Origin of the sequence: Lichenicoccus sp., assembly GCF_965276875.1 — a bacterium.
In the GTDB taxonomy this organism is placed as follows: domain Bacteria; phylum Pseudomonadota; class Alphaproteobacteria; order Acetobacterales; family Acetobacteraceae; genus Lichenicoccus.
The window spans coordinates 1,071,280-1,091,060 of the sequence record NZ_OZ255701.1 but is presented as its reverse complement, the minus strand read 5'-3'; the positions used below and the strand labels follow the sequence as shown (position 1 = coordinate 1,091,060).

The 19,781-nt window shown below is 64.8% G+C and carries 24 protein-coding genes; 16 read left to right on the top strand and 8 right to left on the bottom strand.

The annotated features are described in order from the left end of the window. The first annotated feature begins 8 nt into the window (after positions 1-8). A complete protein-coding gene (locus ACQY4K_RS05450; protein ID WP_428394121.1) occupies positions 9-305 on the top strand; it encodes a hypothetical protein in 297 nt (98 codons plus the stop codon). Here ACQY4K_RS05450 and ACQY4K_RS05445 read toward each other — a convergent pair. Further along, on the bottom strand, positions 302-1,042 hold the full coding sequence (locus ACQY4K_RS05445) for a hypothetical protein (RefSeq protein ID WP_428394120.1): 741 nt from the start codon (positions 1,040-1,042) through the stop codon (positions 302-304). The genes ACQY4K_RS05450 and ACQY4K_RS05445 overlap by 4 nt on opposite strands. A gap of 426 nt (positions 1,043-1,468) precedes the next feature. Between ACQY4K_RS05445 and ACQY4K_RS05440 the strand changes: the two genes are divergently transcribed. After that, the gene (locus tag ACQY4K_RS05440; RefSeq protein ID WP_428394118.1) at positions 1,469-1,723 is read left to right on the top strand and encodes a hypothetical protein; all 255 of its coding nucleotides are present in this window, start codon (positions 1,469-1,471) and stop codon (positions 1,721-1,723) included. A 15-nt stretch (positions 1,724-1,738) separates the two neighbouring features. Here the strand turns inward: ACQY4K_RS05440 and ACQY4K_RS05435 are convergent, their stop codons facing one another. Further along, positions 1,739-2,020 (bottom strand): hypothetical protein, encoded by a 282-nt coding sequence (locus tag ACQY4K_RS05435; RefSeq protein WP_428394116.1) that lies wholly within the window; start codon positions 2,018-2,020, stop codon positions 1,739-1,741. A 211-nt stretch (positions 2,021-2,231) separates the two neighbouring features. On the opposite strand from ACQY4K_RS05435, the gene ACQY4K_RS05430 reads away from it, so the two are divergent. The 12 genes from ACQY4K_RS05430 to ACQY4K_RS05375 all read left to right on the top strand — a co-directional run bounded on the left by ACQY4K_RS05430 (position 2,232) and on the right by ACQY4K_RS05375 (position 12,892). Continuing rightward, a complete protein-coding gene (locus tag ACQY4K_RS05430; RefSeq protein WP_428394115.1) occupies positions 2,232-2,921 on the top strand; it encodes a hypothetical protein in 690 nt (229 codons plus the stop codon). Between the two features lie 17 nt (positions 2,922-2,938). Further along, on the top strand, positions 2,939-4,273 hold the full coding sequence (locus ACQY4K_RS05425) for a PQQ-binding-like beta-propeller repeat protein (protein ID WP_428394113.1): 1,335 nt from the start codon (positions 2,939-2,941) through the stop codon (positions 4,271-4,273). After that, positions 4,266-5,654 carry a ribosome biogenesis GTPase Der gene (gene der / locus ACQY4K_RS05420; RefSeq protein ID WP_428394111.1) on the top strand — a complete coding sequence of 463 codons (1,389 nt, stop codon included), beginning with the start codon at positions 4,266-4,268 and terminating at the stop codon, positions 5,652-5,654. Before ACQY4K_RS05425 ends, der begins: the two co-directional genes overlap by 8 nt. Before the next feature lie 128 nt (positions 5,655-5,782). Beyond that, positions 5,783-7,174 carry a signal recognition particle protein gene (gene ffh, locus ACQY4K_RS05415; RefSeq protein ID WP_428395983.1) on the top strand — a complete coding sequence of 464 codons (1,392 nt, stop codon included), beginning with the start codon at positions 5,783-5,785 and terminating at the stop codon, positions 7,172-7,174. Positions 7,175-7,204: 30 nt separating this feature from the next. Further along, entirely contained in the window at positions 7,205-7,546 is a 342-nt protein-coding gene (gene rpsP, locus ACQY4K_RS05410) for a 30S ribosomal protein S16 (RefSeq protein ID WP_428394109.1), read from the top strand. 9 nt (positions 7,547-7,555) lie between these two features. After that, complete coding sequence (rimM, locus tag ACQY4K_RS05405) at positions 7,556-8,080, top strand: ribosome maturation factor RimM (protein WP_428394107.1); 525 nt, start codon at positions 7,556-7,558, stop codon at positions 8,078-8,080. Further along, positions 8,077-8,814: a tRNA (guanosine(37)-N1)-methyltransferase TrmD gene (gene trmD / locus ACQY4K_RS05400; RefSeq protein WP_428394105.1), complete on the top strand. Its 738-nt coding sequence runs from the start codon at positions 8,077-8,079 to the stop codon at positions 8,812-8,814. Before rimM ends, trmD begins: the two co-directional genes overlap by 4 nt. A 25-nt stretch (positions 8,815-8,839) precedes the next feature. After that, a complete protein-coding gene (rplS, locus tag ACQY4K_RS05395; RefSeq protein WP_428394103.1) occupies positions 8,840-9,238 on the top strand; it encodes a 50S ribosomal protein L19 in 399 nt (132 codons plus the stop codon). A 17-nt stretch (positions 9,239-9,255) separates the two neighbouring features. Beyond that, positions 9,256-10,656 carry a 3-isopropylmalate dehydratase large subunit gene (gene leuC, locus ACQY4K_RS05390; RefSeq protein WP_428394101.1) on the top strand — a complete coding sequence of 467 codons (1,401 nt, stop codon included), beginning with the start codon at positions 9,256-9,258 and terminating at the stop codon, positions 10,654-10,656. Next, complete coding sequence (gene leuD, locus ACQY4K_RS05385) at positions 10,657-11,283, top strand: 3-isopropylmalate dehydratase small subunit (protein ID WP_428394099.1); 627 nt, start codon at positions 10,657-10,659, stop codon at positions 11,281-11,283. Between the two features lie 17 nt (positions 11,284-11,300). After that, positions 11,301-12,413, top strand: coding sequence for a 3-isopropylmalate dehydrogenase (gene leuB, locus ACQY4K_RS05380; protein WP_428394097.1), 1,113 nt, complete (start codon positions 11,301-11,303; stop codon positions 12,411-12,413). Then, positions 12,413-12,892, top strand: coding sequence for a GNAT family N-acetyltransferase (locus tag ACQY4K_RS05375; protein WP_428394095.1), 480 nt, complete (start codon positions 12,413-12,415; stop codon positions 12,890-12,892). The genes leuB and ACQY4K_RS05375 overlap by 1 nt, the downstream gene beginning before the upstream one ends. Before the next feature lie 37 nt (positions 12,893-12,929). On the opposite strand, the gene cobT is transcribed toward ACQY4K_RS05375, so the two are convergent. The 3 genes from cobT to ACQY4K_RS05360 form a co-directional block, all read right to left on the bottom strand. Next, the gene (gene cobT, locus ACQY4K_RS05370) at positions 12,930-14,810 is read right to left on the bottom strand and encodes a cobaltochelatase subunit CobT (RefSeq protein WP_428394093.1); all 1,881 of its coding nucleotides are present in this window, start codon (positions 14,808-14,810) and stop codon (positions 12,930-12,932) included. A gap of 1 nt (position 14,811) precedes the next feature. Beyond that, the gene (gene cobS / locus ACQY4K_RS05365; RefSeq protein ID WP_428394091.1) at positions 14,812-15,861 is read right to left on the bottom strand and encodes a cobaltochelatase subunit CobS; all 1,050 of its coding nucleotides are present in this window, start codon (positions 15,859-15,861) and stop codon (positions 14,812-14,814) included. 62 nt (positions 15,862-15,923) lie between these two features. Beyond that, positions 15,924-16,547: a J domain-containing protein gene (locus ACQY4K_RS05360; RefSeq protein WP_428394089.1), complete on the bottom strand. Its 624-nt coding sequence runs from the start codon at positions 16,545-16,547 to the stop codon at positions 15,924-15,926. Positions 16,548-16,606: 59 nt separating this feature from the next. Here ACQY4K_RS05360 and ACQY4K_RS05355 point away from each other — a divergent pair, with 59 nt between their 5' ends. Beyond that, positions 16,607-16,903: a BolA family protein gene (locus ACQY4K_RS05355; protein ID WP_428394087.1), complete on the top strand. Its 297-nt coding sequence runs from the start codon at positions 16,607-16,609 to the stop codon at positions 16,901-16,903. On the opposite strand, the gene ACQY4K_RS05350 is transcribed toward ACQY4K_RS05355, so the two are convergent. Together ACQY4K_RS05350 and ACQY4K_RS05345 are read right to left on the bottom strand one after the other, a co-directional pair. Next, positions 16,900-17,748 carry a CDP-alcohol phosphatidyltransferase family protein gene (locus ACQY4K_RS05350; protein ID WP_428394086.1) on the bottom strand — a complete coding sequence of 283 codons (849 nt, stop codon included), beginning with the start codon at positions 17,746-17,748 and terminating at the stop codon, positions 16,900-16,902. The two genes, ACQY4K_RS05355 and ACQY4K_RS05350, sit on opposite strands and share 4 nt — an antisense overlap. A 61-nt stretch (positions 17,749-17,809) precedes the next feature. Continuing rightward, positions 17,810-18,487 carry a phosphatidylserine decarboxylase gene (locus ACQY4K_RS05345; RefSeq protein ID WP_428394084.1) on the bottom strand — a complete coding sequence of 226 codons (678 nt, stop codon included), beginning with the start codon at positions 18,485-18,487 and terminating at the stop codon, positions 17,810-17,812. Positions 18,488-18,592: 105 nt separating this feature from the next. On the opposite strand from ACQY4K_RS05345, the gene ACQY4K_RS05340 reads away from it, so the two are divergent. Beyond that, entirely contained in the window at positions 18,593-19,030 is a 438-nt protein-coding gene (locus tag ACQY4K_RS05340) for a hypothetical protein (protein WP_428394082.1), read from the top strand. Positions 19,031-19,052: 22 nt separating this feature from the next. Here the strand turns inward: ACQY4K_RS05340 and ACQY4K_RS05335 are convergent, their stop codons facing one another. Continuing rightward, positions 19,053-19,763: a class I SAM-dependent methyltransferase gene (locus tag ACQY4K_RS05335; protein WP_428394080.1), complete on the bottom strand. Its 711-nt coding sequence runs from the start codon at positions 19,761-19,763 to the stop codon at positions 19,053-19,055. Positions 19,764-19,781: the final 18 nt, after the last annotated feature.

The following is a 19,781-nucleotide window of genomic DNA, read 5'->3' as shown; positions in this document are numbered from 1 at the left end:
CTTTCATCATGCGTCTTGTCAGGTTCATTTCGGCTCGCCTGCAAGAGGCCTCGACTTATGCAGGCCTTTCTGCCCTTTGTCTGGCAATTTCTTCTGCACTCAACCAATCCGGCGCATGTCGCTGGATTGCGCTGTTCGGCGCTATGGCGGCCGCGGTAGGTGCCATTGCCAAAACGGAAAAGAATCAGTCGCTGGCCAATGCGATGAATCAAGCCATACAGCTCGTTCCGATTTTAACTCAAACCGTCGAGAAAGTTGAGGCATCGATGGTCGACAAGCAAAATGTCAAGCCTGGCACGAGCTAGCCGAACACCGCGACAGGTCGACCTTGGAAGTCGCTCGGCCCTGTGTGGATTAGGCTGGATCTGGTATCCAGCCAGATGGTGCCGCCAATCGCTCGCCAGCGATGGCAGAAGGTGAAGTCCTCGCTCAGGTAGGTCTGCGTTTCAGGATCGATCATGCAATCGAACAACGCGTAGGACGCTTGCGGTGCGTTTCTGGCGTCCGGGTAGGTGTGGATGGTCGTGTAGCGCGTCTGCGGATAGGCCTCGATCAAACGTTCGATCGTTCGACGCTTGATCAGGAGAAAGCCGGTGCCGACGTAGGTTGCGGTCGCGAGTGCATCTTCCCGCCTGGCGGCGGCGTTTACGCACAACTCGCCCACGTAGCGCAAGGCGGCACTCTGGGGGGCTTCGCCTTGCGCGATCCGTCGCTGCGCATCGGCGTCCCAATACTGCGTCTTGAGGGGGTAGGTCGCGGCAACGACGTCCTTGTCTGCGTTGACGAGAAAGCCTGGCAGGGTCGCCTCGAAGCTGATGTCCGCATCGATAAAGAGGATGTGGGTTGCCGCGGTGGTGGCCATGAAGTGCGCGAGCAGCGTGTTGCGGCTTCTCGTAATGAGCGCGTCCTGGCCGAGAAGTGCCAAGGTGACGTCGTAGCCATCGATTCCGGCTTGTTGCATTAGCCCGACGACGGATTGCATGTATCCCTGAGTGACGACTCCACCGTAACAGGGTGTGGCGAGAAATACATGCGGGCGCATCGCCGAGAATCCTTTTGCCATCATTCCGGTTCGCGGCCGCACGCACAAGCGCGGGGCGCTCCCGCCGAGTGCACTTCTCAATCGCTTTTCTTTTGGTTGCACGGAACCGATCGTAACGATCATAGCCGGTTCAATGCAATATAAAAATAAAAAGGGTTCAGCCTGGCGACGTTGTAGAATGAAGGATCGAGTGGAGCTTGACGGACGACGGCCTCTCGGTTCCGATGCTCCGGTCTATCGAGAATAGGTTTGTTGGTCGTGAAAACTGCCCAATTGCACTCGCTTAAGCCGGCCGTCATGGCGTGCCTGCTCTTGACCTATGGAGTGGATGGGGTCGCGCAGGCGTCCGCTCAGACCGGGCGGTCGCCGTGGAGCCCTGCGAACTGTGGTCACGAGCCGGCTCCCCCCACGGTCGAAGCAGGCACGGTGGACCACTACAATGCCAGCATTGATCGTGTTGGGGCGTATGACACCGCGGCGCGTGCATACAGCGCGTGTGTGACCCGGGAGGCTCTGGTCGAACAGACTGCGATCAGCAAGCAGGCGCGTATCAGGATGGACGCGATCAATGCCGTCGCCGCCTCGGTGCAGAAGCGGATCGCCGGCAATTTCAACGCACTTTCGGCGCAGCTACGGGCCGCCAGTAAGAGGCTGGGTGGGCAGAAGGCTGGAACGAAGTAATGCTGCGTGCGTGGCTTACTCGAGAGCCGCGGGCCAGCGTGCGAGACGGATCCGGTTCTGCTCCGGTGTTAGATCGTGCGGCCCTTGCGCGACCTGTGGCGGCTGGTTCACGAGCTGTTCCGGGTGTTGCCAGCAATCGACGCCACCGAGACTGCGGGTGCAGTAGGGCTGCGGCGATACCGGTGGCTGTACTGGGCGGCAGTAGCTCTGTCCCCGGTCCAGGCGGACCATCGAGCAGTCGCGCCCGCTGATGCCGGAATAGACCAGATCGGGGAGGGTGCGGTGGAATACCGGCACGCAGCCGCTTAGGCAGGCGCCGATGAGCAGCGGTAGGAGCGAGGACAGGGAAGCACAACAATACCTCATGGGCGCCAAACAAACCACAAGGACGTAAACAAATGGTTGCCACGCAGTTTGCCGGGGCGCCGGGCCGCCGCTATGGTCCGGCGCGATCATCAGCCGCATGTGGCGGTTAGAGCGGGCGGCAAGGACGGAGAGCGGGACCGAGGTGGCCGACGACATTTTCAAGGAGGTCGACGAGGATCTCCGTGCTGAAAGGTTCCGCGCCGCGGGTCGGCGAGCGGGCGCCCTCGGCGTCATCGTGGTTGTTCTCGCGGCGGCTGGGGTCGGCGTCTGGCAATTTGAAACCTACCAGGGTCGACAGAAAGCTGCCGCTACGGCGGCGACGTTCTTTGCGGCCGGCAAGCTCGCGGACAGCGGCGCTCACCCCGGCGGCGGACCAAATCCTTCGAGCAAGCAGGCGGCATCGTTGTTTGCAGAGGTGGCGTCACGGCGCCCGGAAGGCTTTCGAACCTTGGCGCGCTTCCGGCTGGCGCAGATCGCCTGGGAGGGCGGCCAGACCGTGCAGGCGCTCGCATATTGGAATGCAATTGACGAGGATGCGAGCGCCGATCCGACGCTTCGTGGCTTGGCGAGTCTGCTCTGGGTGCAGCATCAGGTAGCCGACGGGGATGCGGCCCTACTGGAATCGCGCCTGGGCGCCTTAAGCCGGCCAGGTGGACCATGGCGGCCTCTGGCGCAGGAACTTGATGCGGAACTCGATCTTCGACTGGGCCATGTCGCAGAGGCAAGGCGCAAGCTCGCGGCACTTAGCACCGACGGCAGCGCTCCGGAGGGGCTGCGTAATCGGGCGAGCGGCCTGGAAGAAACTCTTGGGACGGCAAAGACTGGCGGATGACAAGTCGAAATGAAAAGATGAGTCTTCGCCTCTCACGGCGTGGCGCGTTGCGCGCTGGCACCGCCGTCGCCTTATTGCCACTTGCCGCCCCGCTCTCCGGTTGCGGTCTGTTCAATGAAGACAAGAAGCCGATCCTCGTCGGCCACCGTGAGAATGTGCTCTCGGTTGGCGCCGGGCTGACCGTCGATCCGGCGGACACGACACCGATCAGCCTACCGAAACCCACGGCGGTCGCGCAGTGGCCGCAGCCTGGGCGAATACCGAGCCACCTCTCGGTCAATGCAATGCAGTCCAGTATGACTCGCCGATGGGTCGCCCGGATCGGTGAAGGCGGTGTCTTGTCGGCGCAGCCGATGGTGGCGGAGGATCGCGTCTACAGTATGGATGCCGCTGGGGTGATCAGCGCGTTTTCGCTGCATACTGGCAAGCTGATCTGGCTTACGCCGACAAAGCCAAAGAAGATGCGCTCCTCCAACCTCGGCGGCGGTCTGTCGGTGGTTGATGGCGTCATCTATGTTGTCGACGGGGTTGCGGAATCGCTGGCGCTTGACGCGGAAACCGGCGAGATCAAGTGGCGGGTCGACGTCGGCACACCCGGTCGCTCGGCGCCGACCATCGTCGCGGGCCGCATGGTGTTCGGGACAATTGATGATCGCCTGATCGCGCTGGAAACCGCGACCGGTCGTCAAATTTGGGCGTTCAGCGCCACTCAATCCGAGACCATCGTGTTTGGACAACCGGCGCCGGCCATCGTCGATGATGTGGCACTTGCCGGCTTCGGCTCGGGCGATATCGCCGCGGTGCGTATGCAGACTGGAGAGGCGGTCTGGACCGATACCCTCGGTGCCGGCGGCGGCCGCAATTCGATCATGGATTTCTCCTCGATCCATGGTCTGCCGGTGATCGCGGACGGGACCGCCTATGCGATCAGCCTTGGCAGGGTGCTGACCTCGATCGACATGCGGTCTGGTCGGCGGCTCTGGGAGAGGACGGTCAGCGGCAAGGACAACCTGATCATCGCAGGCGACTGGCTTTTCGTGCTTTCGGTCGAACAGCAGCTTGCCTGTCTGGACAAGAACGACGGGCACGTCCGTTGGGTCACGGTGCTGCCGCGGTTCCGCAGGCAGAACGTGCAAAAGGGGGCGATCGTCTGGACTGGCCCGGTTCTCGCCGACGGCAAGCTGATCTGCGTCAGCGACTATGCCAAGCAGGCGGTGATCAGCGTCGATGCGGTCACCGGCGCTCTGGGGCCTGTCATGAAGCTGAAAAGCCCGTCGCGGATTGCGCCGATCGTCGCGCAAGGACTGCTGCTCCTGGTGACGGATGACGGCAAGCTGACCGCCTATGGCTGATCCGGCGCTTCCGGTGGTGGTGATCGTCGGGCGGCCGAATGTCGGCAAGTCGACGTTGTTCAACCGGCTTGCGGGTCGCCGCCATGCACTGGTGGCCGACACGCCCGGAGTCACTCGTGATCGCAAGGAAGCCGAAGCCACGCTGCGCGGCCGGCGGGTGCGGCTGATTGATACCGCTGGTCTTGAGGAATCCGCACCCGAAAGCCTCTATGGACGTATGCGCGCCTCATCGGAACTTGCCATAGCGCAGGCCGACCTCGTACTTTTCTGCATTGACGTGCGCACCGGCATTACCCCCGCAGATCAACATTTCGCCGCCTGGTTGCGACGCCAGAACCGCCCGGTGCTGCTGATCGCGGGCAAGGCAGAGGGGCGCGCCGGCGCTAATGCGGCACTCGATGCGTATAGCCTTGGGCTCGGCAGCCCGGTCGCCGTCTCTGCCGAGCATGGAGAGGGGCTCGCCGACCTGATGGGAGAGATCGCGGACCGCGTTCCCCCCGCCGCGGACGACGCCTTCACGCCCGATGTCCTGCCGACCCTGGACGAGGGGGATTTAGCGCCGCGTCCGCCCGGACCGCTGCGTCTAGCTATTGTCGGGCGACCGAATGCCGGCAAGTCGACATTGTTGAACCGGCTGTTCGGTGAGGAGCGGATGATCACCGGCCCCGAGCCAGGGCTTACGCGCGATGCCGTGGCGGTCCGCTTTGCGGATGCGCAGGGTCCGATCGAACTGGTCGACACGGCGGGTCTTCGGAAAAAGGCGCGCATCGAGGCACCGCTCGAGAAGATGTCCGTATCCGCGTCCATTGAAGCATTGAAGATGGCCGAGATCGTGGTGCTGACGCTCGATGCCACACTGGGTGTGCACGAGCAGGACCTCCAGATCGCTCGCCTCATCGAGCGCGAGGGACGCGGCTGCGTGCTGGCACTCAATAAATGGGACGCGGTCGAGGACAGAAGCCTGACCCGTCGCGCGATCTCCGACCGCGTCGAGTTCTCGCTGGCCCAGATGAAGGGCATCCCGGTGGTGTCGTTCTCGGCGCTGACCGGGGCCGGCGTGAACAAACTCCTTCCAGCCGTTCGCGCCGCGCACGAAGTCTGGAACAAGCGGGTCTCCACGGGTGCACTCAACCGCTGGTTTGAGGCAGCACTTGAGCGCCACCAGCCGCCATTGGTCGCAGGTCGCCGGTTGAAGCTGCGCTACATGACCCAGGCGAAGGCGCGACCACCCACCTTCATTCTGTTCGGCACCCGGGCAGAACTGCTGCCGGAGGACTACCAGCGCTATCTCGTCAACGGCTTGCGTGAGACGTTCGCGCTCCCCGGCACACCGATCCGTCTGCATTTGCGCGGCACCAACAATCCATACGCCGAGTCCTAATCGTCTGTGCTCCTTGACAGGCGCTGAGGTGGCTTCTAGGAGACACATATATCGACACGTCGCTTCGCGAAGGCTCGCGCAGTGGCGCATTCTTTGTTGTCCAGGCGGCCGAACTTTGGAGTGAGATGATGTTCGACGCGCTGTCGGGCAAAATGACCGGCGTATTTGACCGCCTGCGCACCCGCGGGGCGCTGTCTGAGGCCGATGTTTCCGAGGCGCTGCGCGAAGTCCGGTTGGCAATGCTCGACTCCGACGTTGCTTTACCCGTCGTCAAGGATTTCGTCACCCGCATTCGCGAGCGCGCAGTCGGCGCCGAGGTGTTGGAGAGCATCTCGCCCGGCCAGGCGGTCGCCAAGATCGTCAATGACGCGCTCATCGAGGCGCTCGGCGGCGCCGGCGCCGTGCCGCTGAACCTCAGCGCGGCCGCCCCCGTGCCGATCCTGATGGTCGGGCTACAAGGCTCCGGAAAGACCACGACCTCTGGCAAGCTGGCGCTGCGGCTTGCTTCGCGCGAACGGCGGCGGGTGTTGCTCGCGAGCCTCGACACCCAGCGCCCCGCCGCCCAACTGCAACTCGCGCAACTGGCCGAGCGCGCCGGCGTGCACTCGCTGCCGACCGTGGCCGGACAGACCCCGGTGCAGATCGCGATCAGGGCGATGGAGACGGGCAGGCGGGAAGGCTTTGATGTCGTCATTCTCGACACTGCCGGACGGCTCTCCATAGACACCGCGTTGATGGACGAGGTGCGCCAAGTGCGCGCCGCGACCAGTCCAGCCGAGACCTTGCTGGTGGTTGATGCGATGACCGGCCAGGACGCGGTCAATACCGCGCGCGCCTTCAACGAGGCGGTGGGTGTCACCGGCATCGTCATGACCCGAATGGATGGTGACGCACGCGGCGGTGCCGCACTGTCCATGCGGCACGTCACCGGCGCCCCGATCAAGCTCACCGGCTCCGGAGAAAAGCTCGACGCGCTGGAGGCATTTCATCCCGAGCGGGTTGCTGGACGGATCCTCGGACTTGGCGATCTCGCAGGCCTCGTCGAGAAGGCCTCCGACACGCTTGATCAGGAGGAAAGCGAGAAGCTTGCCCGGAAGATGCTCAAGGGCAAGTTCGACCTCGACGACTATGCCGCCCAGATACGTCAGATCAGCAAGATGGGCTCGATCTCCGGTATCCTGGAGATGATGCCCGGCATGGGGCAGATGAAGCAGCAACTGGCTGGGCGCGACCTCGATACTTCGGTGCTCAAGCGCCATACCGCGATCATCTCGTCGATGACCAGAGGCGAGCGGCGTATGCCGGACATCATTAAGGCGAGCCGCAAGAAGCGGATCGCGGCAGGCTCGGGCGCGACCGTGCAAGAGGTCAACCGGCTGCTCAAGCAGTTCGACGATATGTCCACGATGATGAAGCGAATCAACAAGATCGGTGCCAAAGGCCTGATGCGGAACGGTTTGTCTGCCTTGATGCCGAAGGGTATGCCACCGCAGCGAGGCCCTAACCAGCGTCCCCATTAGCTCGCAGCAGAACCAGGAGTCCACGTCTTCATGAGCCTCAAAATTCGCCTTGCCCGTGCTGGTGCAAAGAAGCGTCCCTATTACCATATTGTCGTCGCCGACAGCCGTTCGCCGCGCGATGGCCGCTTCATCGAGAAGGTCGGCAGCTACAATCCGATGCTCCCGGCCGAGCATGAGGACCGCGTCCGGCTTGTGGGCGAGCGCATCGCTTACTGGCTGTCCAAGGGGGCTTTGGCGACCGACCGTGTCGCACGCTTCCTCGGCAACGCGGGCCTGACCGAGAAGCCGGCCTATCGGCCGCAGCCGATCCAGTCCGCTCCGAAGAAGAAAGCGCAAGAGCGTGCCGCAGCCAGCGCCGCGGCTGCGGCCTAACACGGTGCGATGAACCAGCAGCGCATCCTGATGGGCGTGGTCGGACGGCCGCATGGCGTGCGCGGGCTTGTGCACGTGCACAGCTATGCATCCGTGCCGGAGGATCTTGCCGGATATGGACCGCTGCACGACGAACGCGGCATAGTCTGGACGCTGCAATGGCAGGGCAATGGCATCGCCGAACTCCGCGATAATCAGGGCCGGACGCTAGGCGACCGCGATGCCGCTCAGGCTCTGGTCAACCGTAGACTCTATGTCGATCGTGAGCGTCTGCCGGAGCCGGAGCCGGATGAGTTCTACCTCGCTGATCTGATCGGCCTCGCTGCGCATGAGCGCCGGGACGGGATCGAGCGGTCGATGGGCACGGTGCTCGCGGTTCATGACTATGGTGCCGGCGCCAGCCTCGAGATCGGCCATGTCGGGCATAGCGCGCTAGTGCCGTTTACGCGCCTGTGCGTGCCGCAAATCGATCTTGCTGCCGGCAGTCTGCTCGTCATACCGCCGCAAGACGTCGAGCTTGAGCCAAGCAGATGACATGGCGCGCCTCTATCCTGAGCCTGTTTCCGGAGATGTTCCCGGGTTCGCTCGGCCATTCCCTCGCCGGAAGGGCGCTTGAGCGCGGTGTCTGGTCGCTCGCGGTGCATGACCTGCGCGCGCACGGCATCGGCCGCCATCGGGCGGTCGACGATACGCCGTTCGGCGGCGGCGCCGGGATGGTCATGCGGGCGGATGTCGTGGATACCGCCCTATCGGCACATATCGCGCAAGACGATCCGCGGCCGCGCGTCTATCTGACACCGCGCGGACGTCGCCTGCAGCAGGACGATGCGCGCCGATACGCCGCAGGGCCTGGTGTCATTCTGTTGTGTGGCCGCTACGAGGGTGTCGACGAGCGCGTCCTCGAAATGCACGGCATCGAGCAGGTGTCGGTTGGCGACTATGTGCTGTCCGGTGGCGAGCCGGCAGCCCTCGTGCTTCTCGACACAGCGATTCGCTTGCTGCCCGGTGTCATGGGTGCACAGGACAGCGCCGGCGAGGAGAGCTTCTCCCTCGGCCTGCTCGAGTACCCGCATTACACCAGGCCCGCGGTATGGCGGGGTTGCGCCGTGCCAGACGCCCTGCTCTCCGGCAACCATGCCGCCATCGCCGCCTGGCGAGGGGCCGCCGCCGAACGCGACACACAGGCGCGTCGCCCCGACCTATGGCAGGCGCATCTTCAAGGCCAAGCTCCCGCCCGGCTCCTTGCCGACCCATCACGCACGGCGTAATTGACCGCACGCAAAAGGACCTCCCATGAACATCATCCAACAATACGAGGCGCGAGAGATCGCCCGTCTCTCGACCGCACGTTCGGTGCCGGAGTTTGCACCTGGCGATACCGTGCGCGTCATGGTCCGTGTCGTCGAGGGCGAGCGCATCCGTGTGCAGGCGTATGAGGGCGTGGTGATCGCACGTTCCAATAAGGCGCTGAACAGCAACTTCACCGTCCGCAAGATCTCCTATGGCGAGGGCGTCGAGCGCGTGTTTCCGCTTTATGCGCCGACCATCGCTGAAATCATCGTGGTCCGCCGTGGCGACGTGCGTCGTGCCAAGCTCTATTATCTGCGCGGCCGCCGCGGCAAGTCCGCGCGTATCGCCGAGCGCGCCCGCGAGGTCTCAGCCTCCGCCGCATCAGCCCCCGCCGCAGAGTAGAGCCGGAGCGGGCAAGGATGGCGCGGACGCTGTTCGACAAGATCTGGGACAGCCATGTCGTCGAGCACATCGATGACGGTACCGCCCTTCTCTATATCGACCGCCATCTCGTGCATGAGGTGACGAGCCCACAGGCCTTCGAAGGGCTGCGCATCAGTGGTCGCCGTGTGCGCCGTCCGGATGCCACGATCGCGGTCGCCGACCACAACGTCCCGACCGACGACCGCACGGCACCGATCGAGGAACCTGAAAGCCGCCTGCAGATCGAGACACTCGAGCGCAACGTGGCCGAGTTCGGTATCCCCTATATCCCTCTCGCGTCGGCGCGACAGGGCATCGTGCACATCATCGGGCCGGAGCAGGGGCTTTCGCTGCCGGGCATGACGATCGTCTGCGGCGACAGTCATACCTCGACGCACGGGGCACTCGGGGCACTCGCTTTCGGCATTGGCTCGTCCGAAGTGGAACACGTGCTGGCGACCCAGACGCTGATGCAGCGTCCGGCAAAGAACATGCGCGTACGTGTCGAGGGCGCGCCAGGCCCGGGGATTTCCGCCAAGGACATCATGCTGGCGATCATCGGCCGCATTGGCACCGCAGGCGGCGTCGGACACGTCATCGAGTTCGCTGGTGCTGCGATCCGCGGGCTCGACATGGCCGGCCGGATGACGATCTGCAATATGTCAATCGAGGCTGGCGCCCGCGCCGGGCTGGTGGCACCCGACGAGACCACTTTTGCCTATATCGAGGGGCGCCCCTTTGCCCCCTCTGGCGCTGCTTTCGCACAAGCGGTCGCGCACTGGCGCGGTCTGGTGTCGGATGCGGACGCCCGCTTCGACGCCGAGGTGCTGCTTGATGCATCCGACATCGCGCCGCTGGTGACCTGGGGCACCAGTCCGGAGGATGTCGTGCCGATCACCGGCACGGTGCCTGACCCGACCGCGACTGACGATGCGCCGCGCCGTGCGCGCATGCAGCGCATGCTCGACTATATGGGGCTGGCGCCGGGCCAGAAGCTGCGCGATGTCGCCGTCGACGTCGTTTTCATCGGCTCGTGCACGAACGCGCGGATCGAGGATTTGCGTGCCGCCGCAGGGGTGGCAGCCGGACGGCGCGTGGCCGACGGTGTCCGCGCCCTGGTCGTGCCCGGCTCCGGCCTGGTCAAGCAGCAGGCCGAACGCGAGGGGCTCGACCGAATTTTCCGCGAGGCCGGATTCGAATGGCGCGAGGCAGGCTGCTCGATGTGCCTGGGCATGAACCCCGATAAGCTGCGACCCGGGCAACGCTGCGCCTCGACCTCGAACCGCAATTTCGAGGGACGCCAAGGGCCCGGAGGCCGGACGCATCTGCTTTCGCCCACCATGGCGGCAGCGGCAGCCGTAACCGGACACCTCACCGATGTTCGGGACCTGATCTGAATGGAGCCGTTCACCAAAGTCACCGCGATCGCCGCCCCCTTTCCAGAGGCCAACATCGACACCGACAAGATCATCCCGGCACGGTTCCTCAAGACCATCAAACGCTCCGGGCTGGGCCGCAATCTCTTTGATGCACTGCGCTACGAGAACGGTGCCGAACGCGCGGATTTCGTGCTCAATCGCGAACCCTATTGCCAGGCCGGCATTCTGATCGCACACGAGAATTTCGGCTGCGGTTCCTCGCGCGAGCATGCCCCATGGGCGCTTCTCGATTTCGGCATACGCTGCATCATCGCGCCTTCCTTCGCCGACATCTTCTATAACAACTGCTTCAAGAACGGCATGCTGCCGATCGTCCTGCCGCGTGCGGTGTGCGATGCGCTGATCGCGGACAGCACTCTCGGCGGCAACGCGCGTCTGACAATCGATCTGGAGCGGCAAGTCGTAGTGCGCCCGGATGGCGAGGAGATCGGCTTCACGGTTGATCCCTGGCGCCGCCACCTGCTGCTGCAGGGTCTCGACGAAATCGGTCAGACCATGCTGCACGAAGCCGCCATCGAACGCTTCGAGGCACGCGCCGCCGGGACGCCCTGGCTTCCCGCCATCGACCCGGCAGGCTTCGCATAACCCGTCCGGAGGCGCCGATGTCATCCAACAAGAAGCTGCTCGTGCTGCCGGGCGACGGGATCGGCCCTGAGGTCATGCGCGAAGTCGGGCGGGTGGTGAACTGGTTGTCGCGCCGACGCGGCATCAACTTCGATATCACCGAGGACCTCGTCGGCGGCGCCTCCTTGGATGCCCACGGCGTGCCAATCCGCGACTCGGTGATCAATGCTGCGCGCGAGGCGGACGCGGTGCTGTTCGGCGCTGTCGGCGGCCCGCAATGGAACCATGTCGGGTTCGACAAGAGGCCGGAGCTTGCGATTCTGACACTGCGCCGCGAGCTCGGCTTGTTTGCCAATCTACGGCCGGCGCTGGTGCTTGAACCCCTGGTCGATGCGAGCCCGCTGAAAGCCGATCTGGTGCGGGGGCTCGATCTCATGATCGTGCGTGAGACGGTCGGCGGCATCTATTTTGGCACTCCGCGCGGCATCGAGACCCTCGCGGACGGCAGCAGGCGGGGCGTCAACACGGAAGTCTACACCACGCACGAGATCGAGCGCGTGGCACACGTCGCCTTCGCTCTGGCGCGTCAGCGTCGCGGCGCGGTCTGCTCGGTCGAGAAGAGCAACGTCATGGAGAGCGGCCTGCTCTGGCGCGAGGTGGTGACCGCGCTGGCGGCGCGCGACTATCCTGACGTGACGCTATCGCACATGCTGGCTGACAACTGCGCAATGCAACTCGCGCGCGAGCCGCGCCAATTCGACGTCATTGTGACCGGCAACCTGTTCGGCGACCTGCTCTCTGATCTCGCCGCTATGCTGACCGGCAGTCTCGGGATGCTGCCGTCCGCCACGCTTGGCGCTGTCGATGCGCATGGCCGCCGTCCGGCGCTCTACGAGCCGATCCACGGCAGTGCGCCAGACATCGCGGGCAAGGGCCTCGCCAATCCTCTCGCGCAAATCCTCAGCTTCGCCATGCTGCTGCGTATCTCGTTTGGTCTCGACGCAGAATCGCGCACGATCGAGGACGCCTGTAGCCGCGTCCTCTCAAGCGGTCTGCGCACCGGCGACATCATGAGCGCCGGGATGGCCCGCGTCGGCACCCAGGTGATGGGCGAAGCGGTGCTGCGGGAGTTGGAGAAGCTAGAGGGCTGATGCGGCCCCTAACACCCGCCGACCAGGCCGATTTGCTGGCCTTGAACAACGCTCATGCGGCCGAAACCTCGCTGCTCGACCAGGATCGGCTCGATATGATGCTGCGGACCGCGTTCCTCGCCCTCGTGATCGGCAAAGTTGCGGCCTTCCTGATCGCATTCGACCAGGATGCTGAACACGACAGCGCTAATTTCCGCTGGTTCCGGGAACGCTACGGCAAATTTGTCTATGTCGACCGGATCATTACGGAGCCGGCGGAACGCGGCAGGGGCCATGCGCGGCATCTCTACGAATCACTGTTTGCCGAGGCACTGATCGCTGGACACGACCGCATCGTCTGCGAGGTCAATTTACACCCGCCAAACCCGATCTCGGACCGCTTCCATGCGGCGCTCGGCTTTGTCGAGGTGGGCCGCGCGGCGGTGGGCAACACAGACAATATGGTCCGCTATCTGAGCCGGCCTTGCACCGCCCGCTGAACCGTATGGCCTATGTCTTGCGGCCACCCCGCCAGGTTTATGCGACCATCGCGCTTACCCGGTCCTGCTGACGCAGCCAAGCGCGGCGCACATCCTCGTCGAACAACTCGGAGAGCTTCTTCATCATCGTGCCGCCGAGCTCCTCCGCATCGGTGATGGTGACCGCGCGTCGGTAGTAGCGCGTCACGTCGTGGCCGATGCCGATTGCGATCAACTCGATGGAGTCTCGGCTTTCTATATCGTGGATCACCTCGCGCAGATGCCGCTCCAGATAGGAGCCGGCATTGACCGACAATGTGCTGTCATCGACGGGGGCGCCATCGCTGATCACCATCAGGATACGCCGGCTTTCGCGCCGCACCAGCAGCCGTCGATAGGCCCAGAGCAACGCCTCGCCGTCGATGTTCTCCTTCAGCAGTCCCTCGCGCAGCATCAGCCCGAGATTGCGTCGCGCCCGCCGCCAGGGCGTATCCGCGGCCTTGTAGATAATATGCCGCAGGTCGTTGAGCCGACCGGGCTCGCGCGGCTTGCCCTCCGCGACCCAGCGTTCGCGGCTCTGTCCGCCCTTCCAGGCGCGCGTCGTGAAGCCGAGCACCTCGACCTTGACCGCGCAACGCTCGAGTGTCCGCGCAAGGATGTCGCCGCACATCGCCGCCACCGTAATTGGCCGGCCGCGCATCGAGCCCGAATTATCAACCAGCAGGCTGACCACGGTATCGCGAAAGTCGGTGTCGCGCTCTGTCTTGTATGAGAGCGACAAGGTTGGGTTCACCACCACCCGCGCCAGCCTCCCGGCGTCGAGGATGCCCTCCTCGAGGTCGAACTCCCACGCACGCGTCTGCTGCGCCATCAGCTTGCGCTGCAGCCGATTGGCAAGCTTGCCGACCACGCTTTGCATATTAAGGAGCTGCTGGTCGAGTTGCTGACGCAGTCGCGACAGTTCGTCCGCGTCGCACAGTTCCTCTGCGGCAATCTCCTCGTCGAACTGCCGTGCGTAGGCCTTGTAGTGCGGGACCGCCGGCGTTTGCTGCTCGTCGCGTGACGATGAGGGCTGCGGACCCCCCGGCCGGTCCTCGCCCTGCGCCGTGCCCTCCTCGGCAGACGGGTCCTCGTCCTCCTCCGCGCTTGCCGCTTGCGCCGACTCTGACATTGTCCCCGGTTGTTGGTCGGCGCCTTCGTCGCCCCCGCGTTCCTCCGTGTCCGGCGCCTGCTCATCCCCCTGGTCCTGCGCATCCTCCTCAGGCTGCGCGCTCTCGTCGTCCTGCTCGCTTTCGAGTTCGGCTTCGGCGAGATCGTAGGCGGCGAGCAACCGCCGCGCCGCGCGGGTGAAGGCCCGTTGATCGTCCTGGGCTTGGGCGAGTTCGTCGAGCGCGGACCTGGCGCTGCTGCCCATCTGATCGCGCCATTGCGACAGCACGCGCTCGGCGCAGGCCGGCGATGGTTTGCCGGACAGCCGCTCGCGCGCCAGCAGGCCGAGTGCCGCCGAGACCGGCAACTGGTCCTTGCGGGTCATCCGCTCGAAGCCGCCGTGCTCGCACTCCTGCGTCAGCCGCGCCGTCAGGTTCGCCGCGACACCGTCCATGAAACGCGCGCCCACCACCTCGATGCGGACCTGTTCGAGCGCGTCATAGACTTCGCGCGCATCACGGGTGCCCGGGTTGCGCGCCGCATGCACGGCATTGTCGTGATGGCGGAGCCGCAGCCCGGCAGCGTCCGCGGCACCACGCAGCCGCGCGATCTCCGGCGCCGACAGGCTGCGTGCCGGCTGCGGCAGACGCACCCGGTTGCCAACGACCGTTCCCGGGCCAGCCTGGAAGGTCACCTGCACATCCGCCTTTCCGCCGATCGCGCGCAACGCCCCCGCGGTGGCCCGCTTGAACGCCTCGGCGCGGCCGGTGGGGTCGTGGCGGTCGCTCATCTCAGCGTCTGTGCAGGGCCGGCGGGGTCACCGCGGGAGGTGCCAGGCTGGTGGTGAGTTCGGCATTAAAGCAGCGCTGGTAGTATTCCGCGACCGTCGGCCGCTCGGCCTCGTCGCATTTGTTGAGGAAGGTCAGCCGGAAGGCGAAAGCGAGATCTGCGAAGATCACGGTATTCTCCGCCCAGGTCAGCACGGTACGCGGCGACATGACGGTGGAGATGTCGCCGTTGATAAATCCCGCCCTGGTCAGGTCGGCGAGTGCAACCATGCTCTCCACACGTCGGCGTATGGCGCTGTCGCCACCATCCCAGCCCATCTTGGCCAGGATGATCGCCGTCTCCTCGGCATGCGGCAGGTAGTTCAGGGTGGTGACGATGTTCCAGCGGTCCATCTGCCCCTGATTGATCTGCTGGGTGCCATGATACAGGCCTGTCGTATCGCCCAGGCCAACGGTGTTGGCGGTGGCGAACAGCCGGAACGACGGATGTGGCCGGATCACCCGGTTCTGGTCCAGCAAAGTGAGCCGCCCCTCGACCTCCAGCACCCGCTGGATGACGAACATCACGTCAGGGCGCCCCGCGTCATACTCATCGAACGTCAAGGCGCAGGCATGCTGCAGCGCCCACGGCAGCAGCCCCTCGCGGAACTCGGTGATCTGCTGGCCATCCTTGAGCACGATGGCATCCTTGCCGATCAGATCGATGCGGCTGATATGGCTGTCGAGATTGATCCGGATGCAGGGCCAGTTCAGCCGGGCCGCGACCTGCTCGATATGGCTGGACTTGCCGGTGCCGTGATAGCCCTGGATCATCACACGCCGGTTGAAGGCGAACCCCGCGAGGATCGCGAGTGTGGTCTCGCGGTCGAACCGGTAGGCGGTGTCGAGTTCCGGGACGTGTTCGCTGGGCCTCGAGTAGGCCGGCACCTGCATGTCGGTATCGATGCCGAAGGTCTCACGTGCCGAAACCTGCCAGTCTGGCACTCCAAGAGAGTCCGGCACGCCGAGGGAGGCTTCGTTACCGGTCCTTGCAAGGTTGGCGATTTCGTCCATGAAGTCTTCCCGATCGATATTTGCTGCGGTTGTGGCCACGGTCCTTGCCGAGGTGTGGACGGTCAACCCGTCTCGGCAAGCCCGGTTTGCCTCGCACCCGTAAGATGCGCCCGTAACGCCGTGTAGGCCACGTTGATCGTCTTGAGGCGCTCCTCGGAGGCCCGGTCGCCACCGTTGGCATCCGGATGATGGCGGCGGGCAAGCACCTTGTAGCGGCTCTTCAACTCGTCCATTGAGATCGGCCAGGACAGCCCGAGTGCCTCGAGCGGCTGGCGCAGGGCCTCTGGTCGTGCATCGTCGACCTTTTGGCGGTTCGTTCGCCGACGTGTGGCGCCCCCAGTTGCGCCATTAAGCAATCCCAGCGGATCAAGGATGCGATCATCCTCGAACGCCTGTGCCGCTTGTCCGCCGCCGAGATGGCCCAGCCGCCACGACGGACGGTTCCAGGATGTGTCTGCACGCAGATGCGCCTCGATCTGGCCCGGAGTCATCCCCTTGTAGAAGTCCCAGCGTGCATTGTAGTCGCGCACATGGGTGAGGCAGAACCACCAATAATCCTGTAGGTTGTCACGCGAGCGGGGCGCGCGATAGCCGGCCTGCTCCTCGCAACCCGGCATGTCGCACAAGCGACCCGGGGCATCCGGGTCGGGATCAAACGCCCGGTGTCGCGTGTTTCGTCGCATCATCGAGCCGTTTATGTGCGCGCGGCGGTGTGGCATGCAAGAGCCAGCAAAAGGATGCATCGTTGGAACAGCAAGGCACGTCTGGACGAACCGAAAGGGTACGAACGGCGCTGCAGCAGCGCTTTTCGCCGAGGCAGTTGGAGATCGAGGATGAAAGCGCGCGCCATGCCGGGCACGCTGGTGTGCAAGAGGCGGGAGGTCACGGCGAGACACATTACGCCGTGCGGATCGTCGCAACGGCCTTCGCCGGGCTAAACCGGATGCAGCGGTCGCGCCTGGTGCACGCGGCACTGGCCGAGGAGTTCAAGAGTGGCCTGCATGCCTTGTCCCTGACACTGCGCGCCCCGGACGAGCCCTAGCTCTCCGTCGCTCCGGAACCCGCGGCGGCCTCCTCTGGGATGTCCTCCTGCAACGCCTCCGCGTCCGCCTTGAGCCGGCGATAGCTGCGGCGGCTGAACGGCAGCATAATCAGGTAAATGAGCCCGGCTGCCGCAAGTGCTGCCCAGGGATCGGCAATCAGCACCGCGACGAAGCCACCGACGCCGAGCAGCATCGGCAGCACGTACTCAGCCGGAATTTTGAAGTTCTTGAACGACCAGACCGGCAAGGTGGACACCAGCAGCAGGGCCGTGGCCACCAGCATCAGGGCGTCGAACAACGGATAACGCGCGGCAACCAGCAGGCCCTGCCAATGCAGCTTCTGCGCCTCCAGACCGACGAACAGCGGAAACATCGCGAGGCCCGCCCCGGCCGGAGCCGGCACGCCGGTGAAAAAGTTGGGGGCGTAGGTGGGCTGCGCGGACGCGCCGGAGATGGCGGCATTGAAGCGCGCCAGACGCAGCGCCATGCAGACCGTGAACAGGATGCAGGGCAGGAAACCGTATGGTCCGCTGGCATGCAGCGACCACAAATACAGGATAAAGGGCGGGGCGACCCCGAAGCACAGAAAGTCCGACAGGCTGTCGAATTCGGCACCGAACAGGCTGCTGGCCCGCAACAGACGGGCAATCCGCCCATCGAGCCCGTCGATCCCGGCGGCAATCAGCAGGGCGATCGCGGAGAGGCCGAACTGACCGTCCAGCCCCAGACGCATCGCACTCAGCCCGGCGCACAACCCGATCATGGTCAGGATGTTGGGGATCAGCCGGTTGAAGGATTGTCCACGGAAGCGCGGCCGCGATGGCCGACGGCCGCGCCGGCGCAATCGTCTCAGGCGGCGGCGCGAGGACGGCGGCCGTGGATACAAGTCTGACCCAGAGTCTGGCTCAAAGCTGGGCAATAACGGTCTCGCCGGCGATCGTCCTCTGACCGACGCTGACCAGCGGCCGCAGCCCGGGGGGAAGATAAAGGTCGGTCCGACTGCCGAAGCGGATGATCCCAAACCGCTCTCCGGTGACGAAGCTGTCACCCTCGATGGCATCGCAGAGAATGCGCCTGGCGATCAGGCCCGCGATCTGCACGACGGCCATCTGCCGCCCGTCCGCGAGGCGAAGTGCCAGCGCGTTGCGCTCGTTCTGCTCGCTCGCCTTGTCCAGACTGGCATTGAGGAACCGGCCATGATGATAGACCGTGCGGGTGACAGTGGCGGACACCGGCATCCGGTTGACATGGACATCCAGCACCGAGAGGAAGATCGCAACCCGACAGACCGGCACGGTGCCGATCCCGAGTTCCGCCGGCGGTGCCACCTCCTCGATCGAGACGACATGCCCGTCCGCGGGGGCCACGACGGCGCCGGTCCGTGTTGGCGCAACGCGCTTCGGATCACGGAAGAAATACAGACAGAATGCGGCAAACCAGGTGCCCCCCGTGCTCAACCACGCGAACCGGCGCCCGAGCAGCTTGCCGATCACTGCGATCACGGCCGCAGTCAAAAGGAATGGTCGCCCCGCGGGATGCGGTGGCGCGAGCACGAGCTTGAACGATCTGATCAGCGAGGACATGGCACGCGGTTCATGAATGGTTCATCAATCTCGGTCAAGCTTGCGTCAGATGAGAGCGAGCGGAAGGGCGGGCGCGTGGAGCAAGCACAGAGTGGCGGACAGCCAGTGACGGCAGCCCGCGGCAGTCTCACGATGTTCGACGTGGATCGGACCGGCCGGCTGATGGCCAGGCTGCCCGACGCCAGGCTCGGCATGGATTTCCGCTGGCGCGGCCGATCCATCAGGACGGATCTGCACAGCGACGCACAGGCGCCGACCGCGGTTGTGACCTTCAGGACGCAGGCCGGACGTATACCCAGCAGCGCGCTCGCCGCCGAAGCGCGGCCAGACGCATTCGAGGTGCTACGCGCCTTGCCTGGTCTGTTGCCGAAGGACTGGACGCTGACCATCACCCCCAATCACGGCCTGCAACTGCAAGGTGAGGCCCAGGTAGCCATGCCGGCCCTGATTAGCGACCTGCTGGCACCGGCGGTGCATTTCTGCCTCGAAGCAGCGCCGCTGTTCGATCTGCTAGAGGAGCATGCCATCGCGACGCGGGCCTGAGACGCCTGTGTCGGTCAACGGGTCACTGCACCGCTGCCAGCACACGCCGTTGCGCCCGCTTGGCCGTAGGCAGGGCCGCATAGACATCCTTCACCGCCTCGATGAGCAGCACGCCGGCGAATTGCGGTGCCACGAGCGACCCTGCCCGCTCGACCAGGTTTCCGCATCGAAGCAGCAGCCGCATATCGCCCGGCGGCAGCCAAAGCGCGCCGACGGTGTTTTCCACGCGAAACAGGGCTTCCGCCAGCAATCGCGCAATCTGCGCCTTCGAGGCGGGAGCGCCGTGTCCAAACGGGGTGTGTTCGGCATGCGCCCATAGCCCGCGCCGATTCGGCACCATCAACATCAGGCGCCCATCGTCCCTGAGCACCCTCCACACCTCGCGCAGCAGTTTCGGCGGGTTCGTAGACGTCTCCAGGGCGTGGCTGAGCAGGATACGGTCGAAACCGAGATCGGCGAACGGCAATCGATTCTCCTGCACCAGGCAGGAGGCGGAGGCGAGCAGATGGATGCTGCGGGACTCCCGGGATTGCGCCGTTCTGATCTCCCCGGCAATACAGACCCGCGCCTGCTTTTCCCATAGTGAAAGGAATGGCTGGGTATGGCCGAGGCCCAGCACGTGCAGCCGTGAGACATCCGGCCAGAGTGCCGCGATCGGCCTTCTGAGCATCCGCGCGGCAACGCGGCCGCCCCGGCTCGCGTAGAACTCCGTCATGTCCCGAAGATCGCGCATGCGGTCCTGCATAGCATG

Coding starts and splice junctions, on each gene's coding strand:
- ACQY4K_RS05450 (WP_428394121.1), top strand. CDS start 9: ATGCGTCTTGTCAGGTTCATTTCGGCTCGCCTGCAAGAGGCCTCGACT.
- ACQY4K_RS05445 (WP_428394120.1), bottom strand. CDS start 1,042: ATGCGCCCGCATGTATTTCTCGCCACACCCTGTTACGGTGGAGTCGTC.
- ACQY4K_RS05425 (WP_428394113.1), top strand. CDS start 2,939: ATGAGTCTTCGCCTCTCACGGCGTGGCGCGTTGCGCGCTGGCACCGCC.
- der (WP_428394111.1), top strand. CDS start 4,266: ATGGCTGATCCGGCGCTTCCGGTGGTGGTGATCGTCGGGCGGCCGAAT.
- ffh (WP_428395983.1), top strand. CDS start 5,783: ATGTTCGACGCGCTGTCGGGCAAAATGACCGGCGTATTTGACCGCCTG.
- rpsP (WP_428394109.1), top strand. CDS start 7,205: ATGAGCCTCAAAATTCGCCTTGCCCGTGCTGGTGCAAAGAAGCGTCCC.
- rimM (WP_428394107.1), top strand. CDS start 7,556: ATGAACCAGCAGCGCATCCTGATGGGCGTGGTCGGACGGCCGCATGGC.
- trmD (WP_428394105.1), top strand. CDS start 8,077: ATGACATGGCGCGCCTCTATCCTGAGCCTGTTTCCGGAGATGTTCCCG.
- rplS (WP_428394103.1), top strand. CDS start 8,840: ATGAACATCATCCAACAATACGAGGCGCGAGAGATCGCCCGTCTCTCG.
- leuC (WP_428394101.1), top strand. CDS start 9,256: ATGGCGCGGACGCTGTTCGACAAGATCTGGGACAGCCATGTCGTCGAG.
- leuD (WP_428394099.1), top strand. CDS start 10,657: ATGGAGCCGTTCACCAAAGTCACCGCGATCGCCGCCCCCTTTCCAGAG.
- leuB (WP_428394097.1), top strand. CDS start 11,301: ATGTCATCCAACAAGAAGCTGCTCGTGCTGCCGGGCGACGGGATCGGC.
- ACQY4K_RS05375 (WP_428394095.1), top strand. CDS start 12,413: ATGCGGCCCCTAACACCCGCCGACCAGGCCGATTTGCTGGCCTTGAAC.
- cobT (WP_428394093.1), bottom strand. CDS start 14,810: ATGAGCGACCGCCACGACCCCACCGGCCGCGCCGAGGCGTTCAAGCGG.
- cobS (WP_428394091.1), bottom strand. CDS start 15,861: ATGGACGAAATCGCCAACCTTGCAAGGACCGGTAACGAAGCCTCCCTC.
- ACQY4K_RS05360 (WP_428394089.1), bottom strand. CDS start 16,547: ATGATGCGACGAAACACGCGACACCGGGCGTTTGATCCCGACCCGGAT.
- ACQY4K_RS05345 (WP_428394084.1), bottom strand. CDS start 18,487: ATGTCCTCGCTGATCAGATCGTTCAAGCTCGTGCTCGCGCCACCGCAT.
- ACQY4K_RS05335 (WP_428394080.1), bottom strand. CDS start 19,763: ATGCGCGATCTTCGGGACATGACGGAGTTCTACGCGAGCCGGGGCGGC.